The sequence below is a fragment of the Cyclobacterium xiamenense genome (assembly GCF_900109255.1).
Taxonomy (GTDB): Bacteria; Bacteroidota; Bacteroidia; order Cytophagales; family Cyclobacteriaceae; genus Cyclobacterium; species Cyclobacterium xiamenense.
Genome location: NZ_FNZH01000003.1, coordinates 700,081 through 721,183, shown reverse-complemented (window position 1 = coordinate 721,183; position 21,103 = coordinate 700,081). Strand labels below are relative to the sequence as shown.

The following is a 21,103-nucleotide window of genomic DNA, read 5'->3' as shown; positions in this document are numbered from 1 at the left end:
TTAGTCGTATTTTACCAACCTGTTCAATGCTTCTTTTATCTGTTGTTCGTCCACGCAGAGGGAAAACCGAACGTATGCCGCTCCGCCACTTCCAAAGATCTCTCCCGGCGTGATGAAAATATCCTTTTCGTACAACAGCCGGTCTACCAGATCGATGGCCTTTGTACCTGAGGGCACCTTTGCCCAAACAAACATTCCTACCCCACGTTCAGCTACCTGCAAACCCAGCATGGAGGCCATCTCCAACACCAGGTATTTACGGGCTTTGTAAATGGCATTGGTGGATGTAATCCAGGATTTATCGAGGCTCAGGGCGCTGATGGCTCCTTCCTGAATACCCAAAAACATGCCCGAATCCATGTTGCTCTTTACCCGCAAAACAGCCTGCAGGTAATCCTGTCTGCCTGCCAACATGCCGACCCTCCACCCAGGAATGTTGAACGTCTTGCTCAGGGAATTCAGTTCAAGTGCATGGTTTTTTGCTTCCGGCAACTCCAGAATGCTCATGGGCTGTTCGTTCAGGATAAAACTGTAGGGGTTATCGTGAACCAGCAGAATATCGTTTCTTCGCACAAAATTCAGCAGCTTTGCGAAGAGTTCTTTGCTCCCGGGCGCTCCGGTTGGCATGTGGGGATAGTTCACCCACATCAGCTTTACCCGCGAAAGGTCCCGGTTTTCCAGCGCTTCCCAATCGGGCTCCCACTGCGTACCTTCCAACAAGTCAAAATAGACGGGATGCGCATGAAGCAGCCGGGTCACCGAGGTATAGGTAGGATATCCCGGATTGGGAACCAGCACTTCATCTCCTTCGTTCAAAAACGCCATCGAAACGTGCATGATGCCTTCCTTCGACCCCATCAGGGGAAGAATTTCGGATTGTGGGTCCAGCGGAACCCCGTAATTTCTGGCATAAAAGTCAGCCATGGCCTTCCGCAAGCGCGGAATACCCTGGTAGGATTGGTAACCATGCGCGTCCGGGAGATCGGCGGTCCGTTTGAGCGCCTCGGTCACCCGGCGATCGGGAGGCAAATCCGGACTTCCAATCCCCATATTGATGATGGGCTTTCCAGCTTCCCGAAGTTGCTGCACTTCTTTGAGCTTTTTGGAGAAGTAATATTCCTGAACTTCCCCCAAGCGGTCTGAATATCCTTTCATCCTTTTCTGTTTTGGTAAGCCCCCAATAGTTTAACCGTTCCGTACTTCTTCTCAATCAGGTCCAACGCCTCCTCAAATTTGGATTCGTCGGCAATCAGGGTATCGATAAAAAAAGTATACTCCCAGGGTTTACTCATCACGGGAATGGATTGAATCTTGGTCAGATCCAGGTCGTAGGCACTCATCAGTGTGAGTAATTTTGCCAGAGCGCCTTTTTCGTTGCGAATGGTAATCTTCAGGCTGGCTTTGGACGGAGAGGCCTCCCTTACCGGCTGTTCCTTCTGCAGGATAATGAATCGGGTAAAGTTATTGGCGACCGTCTGTATGTCTTTCGCCAGGATTTCCAATCCGTAATACTCGGCGGCTTTGCTGCTGGCTACCGCGGCCAGTCCCGTTAGTTGCTGCTCTGCGATAATTTTAGCCACATAAGCTGTATCGACATCATCCACTGCTCGAATCGCCGGGTGTTGCGCAAAAAACTGCTTGCATTGCAGCAGGGCCATGGGGTGTGACCTGGCTTCACGAATATCAGACAGTTGCTGCCCGGGAAGCGCCATGAGGTTATGGGAGATGGGCAGGTAGTGCTCATCCACCACGTACAGGTGATGCCGGTCAATGATATCGTAATTGGGCAATATGGCGCCGGCAATGGAGTTTTCGATCGCCATTACGGCGTAGTCCACCGTGCCGTTCTCGACACTTTTCGCCACTTCCTCGAAGGTATGGTAGCCGACCGGTTCGATCTCCGCACCAAAATATCGCTGTGCCACCTGGTGATGGAACGAACCCAGCACACCCTGTAAGGCTATTTTTAACTTTTTCTTCAAAACCAGTTCGTTTTATTAGCTTATTAAAACCCACCTTTCCCGCACGATGCTTGTTCCTTTCGGATACCGTCACCCTCCACGCTGGTCTTTATACACCGCCGTTAGTCCGAGTAATTCACAATGCTTCCAAAAGCTGGGGTACGATTTGTTCACCACCGAAGGATCCACGATACAGAGCTGTGTCCGCGTGAGCAAGGGCATGAACGCCATGGCCATCCGGTGATCGTCGTACGTATCAATTACTACCTTGTCCGGGATGGCGCTTGCCGGAACCAGGGTAAATATACCACTTTTTCGCTCTTCCAGTCTCGCTCCAATTTTTGCCAATTCCTGCTGCAAGGCATAGATGCGGTCCGTTTCCTTGATTCGCAAACTTTCCAACCCGCTGAAATCGGAAGTTTGGCCCGTCAGGGCACAGGTTACCGCTACCGTTTGGGCCAAGTCCGGACAATGGGTAAAATCAAATGCAGGTAACCCAAGTACTGCAGTTTTTTGCAAGCGGACCCCTCCTGGCTCAAAGGTGCTTTTTACACCCAACTGGGTCATGATTTCGACAATGCGGGCATCTCCCTGCAGGCTATCCGCCTTCAATCCTTCCAAAAATAACTCACCGGAATCGGCAGCTGCCAACAGGCTAAACCAATAGCTGGCACCGGACCAATCGCTTTCGACGGAAAAGGAGGTGGGTTGGTAGTGCTGGGGAGCGATCTGAATCCGATTTCCCTCAAAAAGCGCCTGTACGCCAAACGCTTTCATTAACTCCAGGGTCATGGTAATGTAGGTCACCGAACCGACTTTCCCGCTAAGGTTAAGCGTCAAGCCCTCCGGTAGCAAGGGCGCGTTCATGAGCAATGCCGAAATGTACTGACTGCTCACATCTCCCCGGATAGTTATTTCGGCCGATTTTTGCCCGTCAAATCCGTTGATCTGTAAGGGAGGGTATCCTTCCTGCTTTAGGTAATCGATATCCGCACCGATTTCACGCAACGCATCCACCAAGATACCAATCGGTCGCTCGCACATCCGGGGGGTACCTGTCAGTATTTTCTTCTTATTATTCAACGCAGCATAGGCCGTCAGGAAACGCATGGTAGTGCCGGCATCCAACACGTCGTACACCTCTGGATCCTCCCGGAGCAATCGGATCATTGTCTGCGTATCTCTGGCCTCAGCCAGGTTGGAAAGACGGTTTTCGCCGGAGGTCAGCGCATCAATGATGAGTACCCGGTTACTTTCGCTCTTGGAAGAAGGAAGGGGGATACGGATGTTACCAAAGGTATTTTTTACCGGTAATTCGATGGTATTCATGGTGCAATTGCAGTCTATTAAAGTTTGTTGGCAGGGTGATCAGTCGGCCAAACTGTTGTAGTACTCTAGCGCTTCGATCACGGCTTCTTTTCCTACGACGATGTTGAAGTCGCAGGACCCGATTCGTTTCAACAAGGAAAAGTTCAGGGCCTCTCCATCATTTTTCTTGTCCTGAAAACAACGCTTGATGATGGCATTGAAATCGGCATCCGCGATGGAGATTTTTCCGAACACTGCCAGCAATTTTTGCTGGATGGTGTCCAGGTCCGCGGCGGGCATGCGTAAAAACTTGTGGGACAAATACGCTTCCGTAATCATACCGATAGCGATGGCTTCGCCATGCAGCAAATGGTACGGGGTATCCAGGTAATGGGATTCGATGGCGTGGCCAATGGTATGACCAAAATTAAGAATTTTTCTCAGTCCGTCCTCCTTCGGATCTTTGTCGACTACTTCCCGCTTGATACCCACCGAAACCGCAATGATATCCTTCCAGTGCTGGGTTTGCCAGTTTTCTGTTTTTAAACTGTAAAAATAATTCTCGTTCCGGATCAGTCCATGCTTGAGCACCTCTGCATAGCCCGACCGCAATTCGGCTTCGGGTAGGGTCTGCAAAAACTCATCGCTGATCAACACGCCTTCCGGCTGATTGAAAACCCCGATGTGATTTTTAAATCCATTGAAATCAATGCCCAATTTGCCCCCCACACTGGCATCCACCTGGGAAAGTAGCGTGGTGGGAATATTGACAAAGCGAATACCTCGCTTGTAGGTGCTGGCGCAAAAGCCCCCCATATCTCCGGTTACGCCCCCTCCCAGATTGAGGATAAGGGTTTTTCTGTCAAAATTAGCATCCGTCATCCATTGCCAGATGTCCCGGCAGGTGTCCAGGTTTTTATGCACCTCCCCGGCTTCAAAGGCATGCATGGCATGCTCCGGAAGCGCTGCTGAAACAATGGGGTAGCAATGGTTGATGGTTTGACTGTCCATAAGTACCCCCAATTTCGAGTATTTTTTGGTAGTTAGGTAGCGGGGCAAGTCCAGCGAAATATCGGAAGAAAAGAGTAGTGTGTCCAAGGTTGGATATTTTTGGTAAAGGTAAAAATTAAACCCGTCTTATTCACGGAAAAGTTGCCTGCAGGTTTTCAGACCGGCAAAGGCATCCCACCGGCATTGGCCTGCTTCCAACAGCAACTACCGGTCTCTCTTTTCGATGGAATAAAACGGGTTTAACCGTCAAACAGACTTTCCTGAAGGCAATCCTTCTCTGAGTTTTTTCTCCTGTCGTTTTACGGATTCTTCGTGAATGCAATAAAGCAATTCCTTCATAAACTTCTCGCTAAGGTTTTTCTCCACGCCCTTCTGCGTTCGTGAATCCATCACGTGCTTCCAGCGATCTGCCTGAAAAACGGTCAGGTTGTGTTCCCGCTTATGGGCCCCGATCTGATCTATGATGGAAAAGCGTTCGGCCAATAAATCCATCAATTGGTCATCCAGATGGTCTACGGCATTTCTCAAGTCCTGGAGTTTTTCGGAAGGATGCTCGGCTTGGAGCGTGTGCTTGAAATCAATCTGATCCAGGATTTCCCGCAATTGACGGGGGGTCACCTGCTGCTTGGCATCACTCCAGGCATTGTCCGGGTCGTGGTGCGTTTCGATCATCAGGCCATCCAGTCCAAAATTGATTGCCCGCTGCGCGGTTTCCAGAATACCGGTTCTGTTTCCAACGATGTGACTCGGATCGTTGATCACCTGCATGCCTTTCCAAAGTCGTTTCAAATGGATTGGCATGGACCAATTGGGCTTGTTTCGGAATTTTTTATCGTAGGCGTCGCTGAATCCCCGGTGAATTGCAGCCAACTTGTTTACGCCTACTGCTTGCAAACGCTCCAGGGCGCCTCTCCAAAGCTCCAGGTCTGGATTCATGGGGTTTTTTACCATCACGGGAATGTCCACGCCTTTCAGGGCATCGGCGATCTCCTGTACAGCAAAGGGGTTTACCGTGGTACGGGCGCCTATCCATAGAATATCGACTCCGTGCTTCAGTGCAGATTCCACGTGTGCCGTATTCCCTACCTCTGTGGTAATGGGGATGTTTAGGTGGTGGCGTACGATTTCCATCCATTTCAGTCCGTCCTCGCCGATTCCTTCGAAACTCCCGGGTCGGGTTCTTGGTTTCCAGATACCTGCCCGGAATACGTCCGGAACGGCATTGGCTTCTTTCATGTCCAGGCAAACCTTTTCGATTTGCTCCGGGGTCTCCGCACTACAAGGTCCGGCGATGATGAGGTGCTCCCTGTTCAGGCCCAAACCCCAGTCTTTCGTTTGTAAGTGATTTTCCATTTTGATTTGAGGTTAAATAAAAAAGCCCGACTCTCTCGAATCGGGCTTCCTGTTTGTTTATCTTTTGTTATTTTTTCTCAAGACAATACGCAGCTCCGATTCGGCCGTAGGGACGAAAGTAAAAGTAAAAGAAGCTAAAGTACGTAGCTGCGAATTTTTTCATGCGTCAAATGTAAACTTTCCCCTAGTAAAAATCAAACAGTTATTCCTTTTTTTTACCCAAAAATTTCAATTTCCCGCTGCTCTTCCGCACGAACTCCTGAAATAGCGGTCTCGATTACCTCCGTAATAACAGGTAATAAAGACTCTTGGTTTGGCTTCCCCGCAGCTCTAGCCTACCTTCTGTTACCGCAAAGCGGGCGTCGGTTACCCTCCCATCGTGATCCAATATACAGAGATCAAAATGCTCTCCAACCGGCAGGCCCAGGTTCAGGTCTACGGGTTCCAGCAACAAGGGAGAAGTACCGATTGCTTCTAATTCATCGCCGGAATCACTGTATACCATTCCGGTATTTCTGGCGCGGGCAACGGTAGTAAGTAACAGGCTATCTGCTTGATCTAAGGATTTGCCTGCCTGCAAGCTGGTGAGCAGAATCACGGCAAACTCGTTGGGTGACTGTACGGTCCATCGACCCAAGGTTCGAGCACTGTCCGGAAGGAATCCGACCAACCCCTTACTTCCAGGCGTATTCACCGAAAAATAACCCCTATCAACGTTCCAGGACAATTCCCCGGTGACCGAAATCAGCGATCGAGAAAGGCTGTCCAGGAAAGGCGATAAGTCTGGAAGCTGCCTACGCTCTGGCAAAGCGGTGAATTCCAAGGGTATTTTTCCCACAGCCAGGGAAGACGGGGAAAGGGAACCAGAAAATCCCTTGTCGTCGTGACCTTGCGCCACCCGCTCCACAAAGGCGGGTAATTCGGTCTCCAGCGATGGCAGGTGCACCTTTCGGCTGCCGAGTACCGGACTTTCCCGAACATCCCCGCGGTAAACCATCCGGGCCAATGCGGGATACAATCCCAAGTGAAGGGGGCTGGTAGCATTGTAGACACCGTGATGGGCTGATTCCAAAAAGGGCGAAAACCGGGGAATATCCACGGCGAAAGAAAACGATGCATCCCAGCCTTGCAAGCCCATTCCGTAAATTGCTAGTAATGGCGCGGCCTCGGCCGTCCATTGATTGGGTACCAGACTCATCCACTCAGAAAACGAAAAGGGTCGGTCTACCACCTGTTGAAGACCGGTGGATAGCAGACCCGATCCGGGGTTTTTCAGCATCGAGGCGCTCTTAACCGCACCGGTTGCCAGCTGATGCCCTCCGGCACCTCCACCAAAATAATTGTGCCTGTCAATCATCCCTACCAGGTAATCCGCATGTAAATTATACAAATGGGAACTCCCCGAGCCTGCTTGCCAGCAGGAACCTACAATGACTCCCTTATAGCCCGTCTCCCTTACCGCCTGCTCGAACTTCCGGTAGTAGGCGACCTGTTGTTCGTACAAAAACCGCATCTTATCCAGTAGGTGTACCGGCAAGGGTTGGCCATTTGCCAGCGCAGCTTCGTACTCGCGACTAAAAATCGCATGGTTGGGCTGGGGGTAGATGTTTCCGCTGTCTAACGATTCGCTAGCGGGGATTGTGCCAGGTCCCCAGGCATTCTCCAGCTGTTCCAGCGAGCCGTATTTCGCCAGAAGCCATTGGGAAAACTGGCGGCAAAGCAAAGCCCGATACGTTGGCGCCTGCTCCAATGACCGTTCGATCGCACTCCAGAAAATATTGTCTTCGTTCTGAAATTCTACGAAAGCCAAAGCCGGGTCATCTGCATACCGCAGACCCGTGTGCGGATTGGTCCGGTTCAACATATTTACCGTCAAGGCAATAGACAATGCCTGTAAATCCGGCGCAAAGTTTACCAGACTGGACGTACTCCCGTTGAGGTGGGACCAGGGATACGTCAGATTTTTTACCTCTTGGTAGGCAAGCAGGCCACTGCTGTCTCCGGGCAGCACCCGGTGCCCGTAAATAGCCGACCAGCCGTAATAGATTCCCGCCTCTTTCAGCCGGGCGTGAAAATAATCCAGCCGCTCAAACTTCTTCGGATGGGGAATGGTGGAATGCATTGGATCGGTGGCATTCCAGGTAAATTTGTGAAAGCGAACCGCATTAACCCCGTATTTGGAGAGGAAATCGGTGAATTTTGCCGCATCCTCTCTGCTGGGAAACGCGTTGCTCCCGTTGAGATTGGTCCCCCAGAATTTGATCGGTTTCCCGTTTTCAAATACCAGTTGCTCCTTTTCCATCTGCACAAACCCGTATTTACCTGCCGGCGCATCCAACCAACTTTTCATGCCAATCACCCCAGAATCCGGGGTGTTTTCAGGCACAAAGGGAAACCAATCTGTATCAGGCCCCTCCTCCTTGTTATTCCAGGAAAGGTGGATAAGCGTGCCAAAACTCAGCAGCACCAGGAGGAGCATCACTTTTGTTGTATGGCGATTTTTCATGGCTGTTGTCTTTTATTCCAGGCAAACCCGGTTCCTTTCATGCAATGCGCTTCCTTATCTTCCAACAAAGCGTCGTATTACTTCTCCCCACTACCCATTTTCATAAAGACTGCCAGCGGACTGGCAACCGAGGTAAGGTAGACTGGATTCTGGGTATATCCGTCGGGAGCAAAGCATTCGTAAGGAGCACCAAAATCCGACCCTTTCCGGAAATCATTTTCTCGCAACTCGGCAATGTACTCGCGTACCAACTTGCGGGCGGCTTCCGGGTTGACCCGATAAATGGCATGGGCCACCCAACCCACAGGCGTGCCCCAATAGGCCCCGTTTTGGTAGCGGTTTTTGGGTGCCATCGATCGTTCCCAGACCTTATCGGAATCAAAATCATGACTGGTGAGAACGTGCCGGATATTCCCCCGATAACTCAAGGTGCCCTTTTCGTACGCCACCGCCAATGCTCGGCAGGCAATCTCCCGGGCTTCTCCTCGCAACACGCCTTCGTATACAGCCAGGGCTGTTCCCCACACGTCGGGCTGATTGCTAGTCCCGGTGGAAGCTTTTAACAACCCGCTAGCATCAGCGAATACATCCGGCACCGCCTCGCGAATCTGTTCCGCTATCCGGTAGTAATGCTTGCCCGTTGCTTCGTCGCCTAATAGGCTGAACAGTTCTGCCAGCTGATTGGCTGCCCGGAATTTTAAAATGGACGGGTACAGCAAGTCTCCGGTCAGCTGAATGGCATCCCGGAACCCAAAATCGACGCCCCGAAATTGCTCCGTACAAAAGACCAGGTGATTTTCCTGTCGGGCAGGGGACACGTGAAAAGCCATTCGCAGCCGATCGATCAGCCGTTTGCCCTCGATCGTTTCCTCAAGCACGGCCACCGCTGCCCCGGAAGCAAGGAGTTGCCGGGCCATGTGAATGAAGAAAAACGCATCACCAAAAGGAGGCAGGCTGCCCCATTCCCTGGTACCTTGCAAGTCGTAGCTATAGGTACCTGGAAAATAAATGGGCAAAGCGTCATCGATTCGGATATGGTCCGGGATGGAGCCCATGGGGATAAGACTGCCACCAGACGTTATCCAGGTCTGCTCTGCCTGAGCAGCTGCTGTAAGGAAAAGCATGTGCCGTTGTTCGTCAGAAGTAATCATTCCCGTTTCCAGAGCCATGGCATAATCCCGGATCCAAAAAGAGGGATACGCATTTCTTCCTCCGGGTCGCACGAGGGTACCACCGGTTCTGTTTGGACCAAAATCCTCCGACACTATCTGGTTTGGGTAAATTTTGGATTGCTCCAAAACATCCCTTGTCATTTCTATTAAAAAATCCAGATCGGCCGCGGAAACGACCGAACGATTGGGAACGGGCTGAGCAACCGCCAAATCTGACATAGAAAGCAGTACCAAAGCGCCAAGAGAAAGCAACCGATTGAAAACAACTAGAAAATCACTTTTGATTTCTGCGCAAAAGGGGGAACACGTCGCTTCTGTCACGACTTTGGCTTTTCGGTAAGCAATCCAAATTTCCGGGTCAGCTTCGGAATAGTTTCTACCTTCCGAAACCGCAGGGCGGACCAGTCCTGATCGATGGCTACCTGCCTGACAGGTTCCATGCGCCATTCTCCGAGAAGTTCCCATCCGTTATCCCGGTCGTAATCAGCCCGGTAGTTTTTTGAACTCTTTTTGGGATAGGCAATCCAGAAAACCGCATCGTTTTCCAGGTGAGGAAGAACGGCCCGGGCATGGGTCTCCATATCCGCCTTGGTTTTTCCAAAAATCAGGGCAAATTCAATTTTCTCCCCTTCTTCCGGCTGTTCGTAAACCCGCGTATGTGCTTCCATTGCCTCCATCGGCGCTCTAAACGATTCCGGCGCAGCCACGACCAGCACGTTCTCTTGGGATTTAAAGTTTAGCTTTTTAAATACGGCGTCCATACCATGCATTACCAGATATTGGATAAATTTACAAAATTTCAGGAAAAATAAAAGGAGACAGCTCCCTGTATTCGGTTAATTTGAAAAGGCTAATCGCTGTTCCTAGCTGTTTTTTTGGTATCTTTGCCCCCTGAAAATGAAAAAAAAACCTGACTTTTCTTTCGATAATCTGGAGACCGCCTTTGCGCACCTTTCGGACGGGGACTTACAAAAAACCAAGACCTTGTTTCGTTTGATGCATTACCCGGTCTTGGTAAAATCAGGAATTTGGTTGAGCAAAATGGCCTTTGCGGTGGGATTGCCGGTAGAGGGTTTCGTGAAAAAAAATGTCTTTCGTCAGTTTTGCGGAGGCGAGACCATTACCGCCTGCAGACCGGTGATCGAAATGCTGGATAGGTTTGGGGTGAAGTCCATTCTGGATTACTCCGTTGAAGGCAAAAAGGAGGAAGCGGGTTTTGTTGCTGCAGCCGAAGAGATCGAACGAACCCTTCGGGAAGCGGAAAAGAACCCACACCTGGCATTTGGCGTTTTCAAGGTCTCCGGAATTGCCGATACGGAACTGTTGCAAAAAGTTCAAGCCCAACAGCAGCTATCCACCGCTGAAAAGGAATCCTTTACGAGGGCTCAGGAGCGGTTTATGGCATTGTGCAGAAGCGCCGCTGAGCGAAACGTACGGCTACTGGTAGATGGAGAGGAAAGTTGGTTTCAGGAAGTCGTGGACCAATGGGTACGAGAGGGCATGCGTCGGTACAACAGCGAAAAAGCCATTGTATTTAACACCTTCCAGATGTACCGCAAAGACATGTTGCGTCGACTCAAAGATGCCCGTCACGATGCCGTAGCCCAGGGCTATTTTCTGGGTGCCAAGTTGGTGCGCGGCGCCTACCTGGAAAAAGAACGGGCACACGCCCAGGCAACAGGGGCTGCTGATCCAATCCATGCCAGCAAAGACGCCACGGATGAAGCGTATAATGAGGCGCTGCTTTTTTGCATCAACAACAAGCAGCGGGTTTCGCTGGTCAGTGGTTCGCATAACGAATGGAGCAATGCCCTGTTGGCCGAACTGCTGGACCTTCACGGACTCTCCCGTTCGGACGAGCGTGTGTACTTTTCGCAACTGTACGGCATGAGTGATCCGGTTTCCTTTAATCTAGCCAAAGCGGGTTATAACGTGGTCAAATACCTGCCGTATGGCCCTATAAAAGAGGTACTGCCCTATCTGGGCCGGCGAGTGGATGAAAACGCTGGCGTTTCCGGACAGGCGAATAGGGAATTACAACGAATCAATCAAGAACTACGCAGGAGAAAAAGCCTGCCTAAATTTCCAACAATAGCATAACCACCGGTATACACATGCAATTACTGAACGAACAGGAGATAGAACGAAGAAAAGACAGAGAGGCCTTACTACAGCTGGGTATTGACCCATACCCTGCCCTTTCTTACCCCATCAATGCCACCTCTGCAGATATCCATAAAAACTACGAAAACCGAAAAAACGACTACAAGAACATCAGCATCGCCGGAAGACTCATGACCCGACGCATCATGGGTTCGGCCAGTTTTGCGGAGATTCAGGATAGCTACGGTCGGCTTCAAATCTATGTGCGGCGAGACGATATCTGCCCGGACGAAGATAAAACCCTCTACAATACCGTCTTTAAGAAATTGTTGGGTATCGGCGATTTTATCGGTCTCAAAGGATTTATTTTCACCACCCAAACCGGGGAAATTTCCCTGCACGTTCAGGAATTCACCTTGTTGTCCAAATCCATAAAACCGTTGCCCATCGTAAAAAGAGACGATGAGGGCAATGTATACGATGGCTTCACCGATCCCGAACTCCGGTACCGGCAGCGGTACGTGGACCTGATCGTCAATCCGGAGGTGAAATCAACTTTTGTCACCCGCTCCAAAGTTATCTCTTCCATGCGTAGGTATTTCGATGACCATGGCTGGCTGGAAGTCGAAACACCCATTCTGCAGCAGGTTCACGGAGGTGCGGCGGCCAAACCCTTTGATACCCACCACAACGCGCTGGATATCCCCTTATTTCTACGAATTGCCAACGAGCTCTACCTCAAACGACTGATCGTCGGGGGGTTCGAAGGGGTGTACGAAATCGGGAAAATGTTCCGGAATGAGGGCATGGACCGAACGCACAATCCAGAGTTTACTTCCATGGAAATCTACGTGGCTTACAAGGATTACGTGTGGATGATGGAGATGGTGGAAGAACTACTTGGGCAGATTGCCAGTAGCGTGCTGGGCTCCACACAAGCAAAAGTCGGGGAGCACATCATCGAGTTTGCAGGCCCTTACAAACGCCTTTCCATGTTTGATGCGATTCAGGAATACACAGGAATAGATGTCAGTACCCTGGATGAGGCCGGTTTGCGAAAGGTCTGTGCAGCGTTGGAAATCGACGTGGACGACAGCATGGGAAAAGGGAAACTGATCGATGAAATCTTCGGTGAAAAAGTAGAAGACCACCTGATCCAGCCCACCTACATCACGGACTACCCGATCGAAATGACGCCTCTGGCCAAAAAGCACCGGAATAAGCCAGGTTTGGTGGAGCGCTTTGAGCTTTTTGTCAATGGAAAGGAAATCGCCAATGCCTACACCGAGCTGAACGATCCCATTGATCAGCGGGAGCGATTCGAAGAACAACTCAAACTGGCAGCAAGAGGTGACGACGAAGCCATGGCCATGGATGAAGATTTTCTCCGGGCCCTGGAGTACGGCATGCCGCCGACTTCCGGTCTGGGGATTGGAATCGATCGGCTTTGCATGCTCCTAACCGATAAAAGTACCATTCAGGAGGTGTTATTTTTCCCGCAAATGAAACCCGAAAAACGAGTGAAGGTGGCGACCGATGAGGACTTCATGGAGGCTGGTATCCCGGCGGCGCTGATTCCGGTTATCCGCGAATTGAACATTCATACGCTGGACCAGCTGCATGCACAAAATCCCAGCAAGTTGTTTAACGATGTGTGCGGAAAACGAAAAAAATTAAAACTAAACGTTGCCAACCCCAGCAAGGAAGACGTGGAAAACTGGATCAATGGAAATTGATTGATTATAGGCCCGGAGCAAAAAACGCTCCGGGCTTTTCTTCTATTCTACCACCAATCGAGAAAACCGAGTGATACCCTCTCATCGGAAAGCTGACAAAGCCCTGTTGCCAGGACTGGCGTTGGAAAGGTTACCCCAATAATTTTCGGCAGTGCTCCAGGCATTTCTGCACTTCCCTCACGGCATCGGAACCATCCGGAACAGCATACTCCAACTCAATGGTCGCAGGAAAACGGTACTTCTCGTCCCGAATCAGCTGCAAAATATCCGGAAGAGGCGTGTCCCCTTCTCCCCAAGGCAGGTTTCCTTTCCCATTGGCGGGAGTTTGCCGGTCTTTGGTGTGCATGCTCAGGATTCGCTTGTGTTGTTTTTTGAGCAAATCCATGATATCGGTATGACCGGCAGCGACGTAATGGCCTGCGTCAAAATTCAAGCCGTTTGCAGGACTTTGTGCCAACGCGGTGTCCCAAAAATCAAAGGTCTGTTGTTCGTGCCCATGGTAACCGACGGCCATCCGGTGGGTTTCTCCCATTTTCCCCAACTTCTGCGTATGGGCATCGTTGGAGGGGTGTTCCAGGGTCACGTGTGAAGCCCCTAGCGCTTTGGCAGCTTTCATGCCGTACGCAATTTCCGCGTCGGAATTGCCCTGTCCAAATGCAGCCGGCTTAAACGCATAAATGCTGACACCCGCATCCTTATATATTTTTTTCAACTTTTCGAAGGACTTGAAATCCGTCTTGGACCGCCATTCGGCAACCAGTTCCCCATATGCTTCCGATTCCTTTTGCAATTCCTGCAATTCCTTGCTTTCATCGGTGCTTAGCGATTCTCCCCGGCGTTGCTTGCCCATAAGCTGGTAAAACTTCCTTCTGTCAAGCGTCGACGCTGGCATCCCCGCAAAGCTTTCGGCAGGACCCCCCATCAGTTCTATGGCATTGATGCCGCTTTCGGTGACATAGTTCAAGGTCGCTTCTGCACTTTGGTCGGGCATGGAGCGAAACGAGTAGGTAATGCACCCAATCTGCACTCCGTTTATCTTAGAATTCGGTTTGTTGTAGCTTCGGATAATGGACGGAGCTCCTTGAAGCCAGGAAGGAGAAAGGCTTACGCCTACCAGTCCCAGCGTGGATTTGATCAAAAAAGATCTTCGGTTTTCCATGGGTATTGTTATTTTATTTGTGTGGGAAAGTTAGTTGCAAAAATTGAAAAAAGGAACCAATTTCTACCCAATATGCAAAATACAGAAAACGACCGATTCCAATGGCCGCCTCCAATTCTCTCCAAGGCTACCTCCCCCGTCCAACTGGAACCGCTTTTTTTCCGCTGCACGGCATGCCGAAGGATAAACTCCCGACCTATTTTTTCATTTTTTTGTGAAACTCCGCAAAAATTTGCTGGATGGCATCCCTGTTTGCCTCGAGATCCAGCCCAACCTGTGCTGCAAGGCGTTCCACATCGGGTTCTTTTCCGGCATTTAAGTCAGGCAGGGCCAATCCAATAAACGCATTGAGCCTCTCCAGCTCTTCCTCCACCTCCGGATCCTCCTTCTCAAACAACAGTTCATACGGCATCAGTTCGATTTCCCGTTTTAGTAGCTCCTCTGTGGCGGTGAGCATGGCCGGACGCAGGTAAATATCGGCTTCTTCTTCTACGGGAAGTCGGTGCTTCCGAAGGGCTTCGGCCAATACTGCATATCCCCGCTGTGTCATGGCGGTAACCTGTAAAAAACGTTCTTCACTATCGTAATAGGCCGCTGCAAAATGGGGTTTCCCCTCCCAATCTTTGAGGCGTATTCGGTATACGGACGCCACCTGATCCACCAAAAAATCCTTTTCCATGGAGGCTACGGGAACTTCCTGCTCTTCTATTCCAAAAATGATCAATTCCAATACTTCTCCCTCGTGAACGGTCAATGGGTAGTTGGACCGTGCAAACAGCATCATGTAGGGCACCGGATTTTTCGCGACATCGGCGAGTAATTCCTCTTCCGAAGCGATCATTGGATTCAGTTCGGTAGCGAAGAAGAAAATATCGTCTGCGGAAAAGCTCTGGAAACCGGATATAGGTCCAAAGGTTTGCCAGCAGGCGCCATTGTAGCCAATCAGATTAAACCATGTTTCCATTTCCCCCTGTTGGGCCAAAATATGGCTGATCCCGGTCGAGTAAAGCAGGTACTCCTCACCGGTAAAAAGATCTTCCATGGAATAAAAATCTTTTTCCGGACTATCGAGAATCCGAGAGAAACTAAATTTCCAGGGGGTCTCCGCCTGCTTCCGCAACCAATCCCGGTCCTCTTCGGGCATTCTGGAAATGGCCGCATGGTTTACGTATTTGTGAATAAGCCCGCCGGCTTTCATTACCCGGTGCACAATGTACTGCGACTTGAGCATGTTTAGCCAACTTTTATCCATATCGGCAGAAATGTGCCGATACGAACCCAGCCGCAGGTCCGCTTCTTTTCCGAGTTTGTCCTTATCTGCTGCGTAATACACGAGAAACTCGTCGATAATTCGTGCGGTGAAATCCGAATTCGTCTGGCATTCCTTCTTTAGGGCAGGGTAATCTTTCATAGGTGGAAATATACGGGTTTTGTCTACGCCGACCAAGGGATTTGCTTTCAGGGATCGTTTCCATTCCTGAAAGGAAATACACCGAATGGGTCGACAGGGATTTACCCTACACTTGTACCTGTATTGGAGGTCGAAACCGCCGGATACGAGCTATTTCGGTTGGGTAGGCTTTCCTGGTCAGAGCGGAAGGGGCAATCCCCGATACACATCAAACCTACCCATGTCCGCAGTGAATGCCGGTTTTACGGCCATCAGCCGAAAAGATCCGAACTCAGGTAGCGATCGCCTCGATCGCAGGTAATACACACGATCAGTCCCTCCTCCAGTGTTTTGGAAAGCTCCATTGCTGCATGCAGTGCGCCCCCGCTACTCATTCCCGCCAGGATACCTTCTTCGCGCGCCATGCGACGGGTCATGGCCGTGGCCTGTTCCTGACTCACGTCAATCACCTGATCTACCCGTTCCGGTTCAAAAATTTTTGGGAGAAATTCCGGGGACCACCTGCGGATACCGGGAATACTGGATCCGTCTGTGGGTTGGGTGCCGACGATCTGAATGGCAGGATTTTTTTCTTTTAAGTACCTGGATACCCCCATGATGGTGCCGGTGGTCCCCATGGCCGAAACAAAGTGGGTGACCTTGCCATCCGTGTCCCGGTAGATTTCCGGTCCGGTGGTTTGGTAGTGTGCGCGGTAATTATCCGGATTGGCAAACTGATTCAACATAAAATACCCCTCCGATCGGGCCATTTCCTCTGCCAGCGTTCGCGAATGCTCGATGGTTTTTTCAGCGGGAGTTAAAATCACCCGGGCCCCATAGGCTTCCATGGATAGAATGCGCTCTTTGGTAGAGTTATCCGGCATGACCAGGGTCATCTCTACTCCCAGCAAATTGGCCACCATTGCCAGGGCAATTCCGGTATTGCCCGACGTGGCTTCTACCAACCGGGAGCCTTTCCGAATGTCCCCACGGTCAAGTGCCGCACGAATCATTTGATAGGCCGCGCGATCCTTAACGGATCCTCCGGGATTCTGGCCTTCCAATTTGCAACGGATGTTAACCCGGGGATTTTCGGGAATAGTCTGTAGATCGATTAAGGGCGTATTCCCGATCAACTCAAATAACTTCATAGGCTGGAAAATCAGGCGTCACTTTTCAACACGTAAAAATCTGTGAGGTTGGAAGAGCCGTCGTAGATTTTGGTTTGGTAATAAATCTTGCTTTTGGCCGGGATACTTTTGGTCAGCCATACGTTGCCGCCGACCACGCTTCCCTGACCGATGACGGTATCGCCGCCGAGTATGGTGGCCCCGGCATAGATGACCACGTCGTCTTCGATCGTCGGGTGTCGTTTTTTGTCCGCATCTTCTTTGTTTACGCTTAAGGCACCAAGGGTAACGCCCTGGTAGATTTTCACACGGTCTCCTACCCGGGTGGTTTCACCGATCACAATTCCCGTTGCATGGTCTATGCAAAAATACCGGCCAATTTTAGCGCCAGGATGGATGTCTACCCCAGTTTTGCTATGTGCGTATTCGGTGATCATTCGGGGGATTAAACCAATGCCCAGCGTGTGCAACAAGTGAGCGATCCGGTAGGCAGCAATCGCATAAAACCCTGGGTAACAACGAATAATTTCCGTTTTGGATTTGGCGGCTGGGTCTCCCTCAAACATCGCCTGCAGATCTTCGTGCACGCGCTCGAAAACCTCCTTTTCCAGACGGTCAAAAAAAGCATCGGCAAGCTTTTCACCATCGCCTTTGTGAAGGGCTTCATTATTTTTTAAAACTTTCCGAAGTTGCACCTGTAAATCAAAAAATTTCGATTCGAGATTCCCGCGTTCGCGGTAAATCTCATGCGCATGTTCCGGGAAAAGCATCCCCAGGACCTCATCGAAAAACCGGTTGATGACTTTGGGTGAGGGACATTCCGGACAATGATTGTGAGCTTGATGCAAGCGATCTATAAATGAATCCATGCTTTTTTCGTAGCTTTAAAATACAAAACCCACTCTGATCACATATGGTTCACTGTATGGCGATCTTATGTTATCGTAGGAAAAGTTGTAGAGCAGCATGAAATTAATACCACCGCGCTCCCCAAAGGGGGTAAAATAACCTGCTCCGCCAAATAAACCGGGTACCCAGTCACGGCTTATCACAATTTCATTCGTGTTGGGAATCAGGTTGGCTACTTCGACGTTCAGGGCCTCATACTCGGCATGCAAAAAGAATCGTGGGAGCACGTTGTATCGGTTGAAAATCCTGCCTCCGTAAATGTGCGCGTCCGCATTCGGAACAAACCGATTGTTTAAATATTGGTAGGTAGCTCCGAGACCTGCAGAATACTTATCGGTGATCATGGCTCCTGCAAGGGGAGAAATATCCACAAAAGTGACCGTACCAAACTGAAGGCTGAAATTACCACCAAAATACACCCGCTCTTCCAATGGTGGATTGTCTTCGGGATAAATGACCCGTTGGGCCATTGCGGGAAACGCAGTTCCCATAAAAAAAAGAAACACCAACGATACGCCCGATAACGGCAGGTATTTACTCTTCCACAATAACATAGAGATCTTCCGTTTTCCGTTTCATCAAATAGCGCTCCCGCGCAAATTTCTCGAGTAGTTCGTAATTGCTGAGCAATTCCTCTCTTTCCGCCTTAATTTTTTCCTTCCGCTCCTGGTAGAATTCCCGTTGGTTTTCCAAATCGCTCAATTTGGAACGGAGTTTAAAATGGCTGATGATGTCATTGCTGTCAATAAAAACCATCCAGACAATGAATAAAACGGTAAATACGAAGTAGAAGTTTTTGGTATATTTCAAATACTTGGCCATGGTCCGCTTCGAAGTTTGTACAAATATATCAAAAGAAAAACAAAAACCCCTCACGGTTGCCTCCGCGTGAGGGGTTTTCATGGTAACCGATGCGTTTACCGGTAAAAACGGGGATCCGCTGGTATTAAAACTTCAAGCCTGGAAAATAAGCCGCATCGCCCAACTGCTCTTCAATACGAATCAATTGATTGTATTTAGCCATTCGATCCGAACGGGAAGCCGACCCCGTTTTGATCTGCCCGGTATTGAGTGCCACGGCCAGATCGGCAATCGTGGAATCTTCGGTTTCACCGGATCGGTGAGACATCACGGATTTGTATTTGTTTCGGTGGCAAAGGTCCACGGCGTTGATGGTTTCGGTCAGCGAACCGATTTGGTTTACTTTTACCAGCAAGGCGTTGGCCACGTTTGCATCGATTCCTTTCTGCAATCGCTCCACATTGGTTACAAAAAGATCGTCACCTACGATTTGGATTTTATCGCCGACGGCTTCGGTCATCATTTTCCAACCCTTCCAATCGTCTTCCTGCATGCCGTCTTCGATGGATTTGATCGGGTATTTGTTCACCCATTCTGTCCAGTAATTGACCATCTGCTCGGAGGTGAGCTCATCACCGGTAGATTTCTTAAACACGTACAAACCGCGCTCCTCGTCATAAAACTCCGAGGAGGCCGGATCCATGGCAATAAACACATCCTCTCCGGGTCGGAAACCGGCTTTCTCGATGGCTTGCAGCACCACTTCAATGGCTTCCACGTTATTTTTGAGATCTGGTGCAAACCCACCTTCGTCCCCTACATTGGTCGAGAGGCCTTTGGATTTCAATACGGCCTTCAGTTCGTGAAAAATCTGTGCACCCATACGCAGCGATTCGGAGAAGGAAGAAGCGCCGGCGGGCATCACCATGAACTCCTGGAAATCAATCCCATTATCGGCGTGGGAGCCTCCATTCAGGATGTTCATCATTGGAACGGGAAGTGTATTGGCATTTACGCCTCCAATGTACCGGTACAGGGGTTGCCCGGACTCCATGGCAGCAGCTTTGGCTACGGCAAGCGATACCCCAAGGATAGCATTGGCTCCCAGTTTGGATTTATTTTTGGTGCCGTCCAGGCTAATCATGAGCTGATCAATCTGGTTCTGCTCAAAAATATCAAAACCAACCAGTTCCGGGGCGATCACATCGTTTACATTGGCCACTGCTTTCAACACACCCTTTCCCATGTAGACGCTTTTGTCTCCGTCTCGTAACTCTACCGCCTCGTGCACACCGGTAGAGGCGCCGCTAGGAACAGCGGCCCTTCCGAAGGCTCCGTTTTCTGTAAATACATCTACTTCTACCGTGGGGTTGCCCCTGGAATCTAAAATCTGTCTTGCGTGAATGGATTGTATCAATGTCATAACAAAATAAGGTTAATGATTTAGTTCTGTATTAGGGAGATAAATTGTTCAAAGAGGTATCGGGAATCGTGCGGCCCGGGAGCGCTTTCCGGATGGTATTGTACGGAAAACGCACGTTTGTTTTTCAGTTTGATCCCGGCTACCGTGCCGTCGTTTAGGTGCAGGTGGGTAATCTCAAGTTGATCGTTTTGATCAATATCCTCACGGGTAACCACAAACCCGTGGTTTTGAGACGTGATTTCACTCTTTCCGGTAAGCAGGTTTTTGATGGGATGATTCAATCCCCGGTGGCCGTGGTGCATTTTATAGGTAGAAACATTGCAAGCCCTGGCGAGAATCTGATGCCCGAGACAGATCCCAAAAAGCGGTTTGTCTTGTTCCAGAATTTCTTTGGTGGTCGCAACCGCATACCCCATAACGGCTGGATCACCGGGTCCGTTGGAAAGGAAATAGGCATCCGGATGCCAGGCTTCCATATCGGAAAAGGAGGTCTTTGCAGGAAACACCTTGCAATACACACCACGATCAGCCAGGCATCGCAGGATATTCCTTTTGATACCATAATCCACACAGGCTACTCTGATCGGGGCATTTTCATCTCCGAAAAAATAGGGCTCAGTGGTGGATACGGTGGAAGACAACTCCAGGCCATTCATATCCGGCACCCGGGCCAATTCCGATTTCAACGTTTCCAGGTCGTCAAACTCAGAACTAATGATCGCATTCATCGCCCCTTTGGAACGGATGTGCCTTACCAACTTACGGGTGTCTACGTCAGCTATTCCGGTGATTCCGTGTCGTTCCAGGTACTCTTGAAGGGATTCTGTGGCATCCAGACGGCTATAGATCTCGGAAAAATCGTTGACCACAATCCCGGCGATCAAGGGCCGATCAGACTGTTGGTCCTCATCAATCACCCCGTAATTTCCAATATGCGGGGTGGTGTTGACGATGATTTGTCCGGTGTAGGAGGGATCGGTATATATTTCCTGGTATCCCGTCATTCCGGTATTGAAGCAGATTTCTCCGCCATTGGTTCCATGGCTACCTACCAGGCTTCCGGTGAAGACCGTTCCATCTGCTAAAAGAAGGGTGGCTTTTTTCTTGTTCATATCAATTTTTGATAGGCAAATTTAAGAAT

Annotated in this window: 18 protein-coding genes; 2 read left to right on the top strand and 16 right to left on the bottom strand. The window is 50.1% G+C overall.

The features are described 5' to 3' along the window. The 8 genes from BMW71_RS12685 to BMW71_RS12645 form a co-directional block, all read right to left on the bottom strand. Positions 1-1,155 (bottom strand): pyridoxal phosphate-dependent aminotransferase, encoded by a 1,155-nt coding sequence (locus tag BMW71_RS12685; RefSeq protein ID WP_092174402.1) that lies wholly within the window; start codon positions 1,153-1,155, stop codon positions 1-3. Beyond that, on the bottom strand, positions 1,152-1,982 hold the full coding sequence (locus BMW71_RS12680) for a prephenate dehydratase (protein ID WP_092174399.1): 831 nt from the start codon (positions 1,980-1,982) through the stop codon (positions 1,152-1,154). Before BMW71_RS12680 ends, BMW71_RS12685 begins: the two co-directional genes overlap by 4 nt. Before the next feature lie 69 nt (positions 1,983-2,051). Then, positions 2,052-3,290, bottom strand: a complete 1,239-nt coding sequence (locus BMW71_RS12675; RefSeq protein WP_092174396.1) for a 3-phosphoshikimate 1-carboxyvinyltransferase — start codon at positions 3,288-3,290, stop codon at positions 2,052-2,054. Positions 3,291-3,329: 39 nt separating this feature from the next. After that, entirely contained in the window at positions 3,330-4,367 is a 1,038-nt protein-coding gene (aroB, locus tag BMW71_RS12670; RefSeq protein WP_092174393.1) for a 3-dehydroquinate synthase, read from the bottom strand. A gap of 159 nt (positions 4,368-4,526) precedes the next feature. Next, entirely contained in the window at positions 4,527-5,633 is a 1,107-nt protein-coding gene (locus tag BMW71_RS12665) for a chorismate mutase (protein WP_092174391.1), read from the bottom strand. 277 nt (positions 5,634-5,910) lie between these two features. Continuing rightward, positions 5,911-8,139 carry an alpha-amylase family protein gene (locus BMW71_RS12655; protein ID WP_092174386.1) on the bottom strand — a complete coding sequence of 743 codons (2,229 nt, stop codon included), beginning with the start codon at positions 8,137-8,139 and terminating at the stop codon, positions 5,911-5,913. Positions 8,140-8,216: 77 nt separating this feature from the next. Beyond that, entirely contained in the window at positions 8,217-9,632 is a 1,416-nt protein-coding gene (locus tag BMW71_RS12650) for a hypothetical protein (protein WP_143057616.1), read from the bottom strand. Further along, the gene (locus BMW71_RS12645; RefSeq protein ID WP_143057615.1) at positions 9,629-10,072 is read right to left on the bottom strand and encodes a hypothetical protein; all 444 of its coding nucleotides are present in this window, start codon (positions 10,070-10,072) and stop codon (positions 9,629-9,631) included. The genes BMW71_RS12650 and BMW71_RS12645 overlap by 4 nt, the downstream gene beginning before the upstream one ends. 136 nt (positions 10,073-10,208) lie before the next feature. Here BMW71_RS12645 and BMW71_RS12640 point away from each other — a divergent pair, with 136 nt between their 5' ends. Then, the gene (locus tag BMW71_RS12640; RefSeq protein ID WP_092174377.1) at positions 10,209-11,411 is read left to right on the top strand and encodes a proline dehydrogenase family protein; all 1,203 of its coding nucleotides are present in this window, start codon (positions 10,209-10,211) and stop codon (positions 11,409-11,411) included. Between the two features lie 14 nt (positions 11,412-11,425). Continuing rightward, positions 11,426-13,150 (top strand): lysine--tRNA ligase, encoded by a 1,725-nt coding sequence (gene lysS / locus BMW71_RS12635; protein ID WP_092174374.1) that lies wholly within the window; start codon positions 11,426-11,428, stop codon positions 13,148-13,150. A gap of 130 nt (positions 13,151-13,280) precedes the next feature. On the opposite strand, the gene BMW71_RS12630 is transcribed toward lysS, so the two are convergent. From BMW71_RS12630 to carA, 8 genes are all read right to left on the bottom strand, one after another. Beyond that, on the bottom strand, positions 13,281-14,309 hold the full coding sequence (locus BMW71_RS12630; protein ID WP_092174371.1) for a sugar phosphate isomerase/epimerase family protein: 1,029 nt from the start codon (positions 14,307-14,309) through the stop codon (positions 13,281-13,283). Positions 14,310-14,505: 196 nt separating this feature from the next. Continuing rightward, positions 14,506-15,720: a hypothetical protein gene (locus BMW71_RS12625; RefSeq protein WP_092174368.1), complete on the bottom strand. Its 1,215-nt coding sequence runs from the start codon at positions 15,718-15,720 to the stop codon at positions 14,506-14,508. A gap of 251 nt (positions 15,721-15,971) precedes the next feature. Continuing rightward, positions 15,972-16,850, bottom strand: a complete 879-nt coding sequence (gene cysM / locus BMW71_RS12620; RefSeq protein ID WP_092174366.1) for a cysteine synthase CysM — start codon at positions 16,848-16,850, stop codon at positions 15,972-15,974. Positions 16,851-16,861: 11 nt separating this feature from the next. Further along, positions 16,862-17,698 (bottom strand): serine O-acetyltransferase, encoded by an 837-nt coding sequence (locus BMW71_RS12615; protein WP_092174363.1) that lies wholly within the window; start codon positions 17,696-17,698, stop codon positions 16,862-16,864. A gap of 15 nt (positions 17,699-17,713) precedes the next feature. Continuing rightward, positions 17,714-18,292 carry a hypothetical protein gene (locus BMW71_RS12610; protein WP_174238239.1) on the bottom strand — a complete coding sequence of 193 codons (579 nt, stop codon included), beginning with the start codon at positions 18,290-18,292 and terminating at the stop codon, positions 17,714-17,716. Continuing rightward, complete coding sequence (locus BMW71_RS12605; protein ID WP_092174896.1) at positions 18,273-18,560, bottom strand: FtsB family cell division protein; 288 nt, start codon at positions 18,558-18,560, stop codon at positions 18,273-18,275. Before BMW71_RS12605 ends, BMW71_RS12610 begins: the two co-directional genes overlap by 20 nt. Positions 18,561-18,684: 124 nt before the next feature. Next, the gene (gene eno / locus BMW71_RS12600; RefSeq protein WP_092174360.1) at positions 18,685-19,962 is read right to left on the bottom strand and encodes a phosphopyruvate hydratase; all 1,278 of its coding nucleotides are present in this window, start codon (positions 19,960-19,962) and stop codon (positions 18,685-18,687) included. 20 nt (positions 19,963-19,982) lie between these two features. Then, positions 19,983-21,074, bottom strand: coding sequence for a glutamine-hydrolyzing carbamoyl-phosphate synthase small subunit (carA, locus tag BMW71_RS12595; protein ID WP_092174357.1), 1,092 nt, complete (start codon positions 21,072-21,074; stop codon positions 19,983-19,985). Between the last annotated feature and the right edge of the window lie 29 nt (positions 21,075-21,103).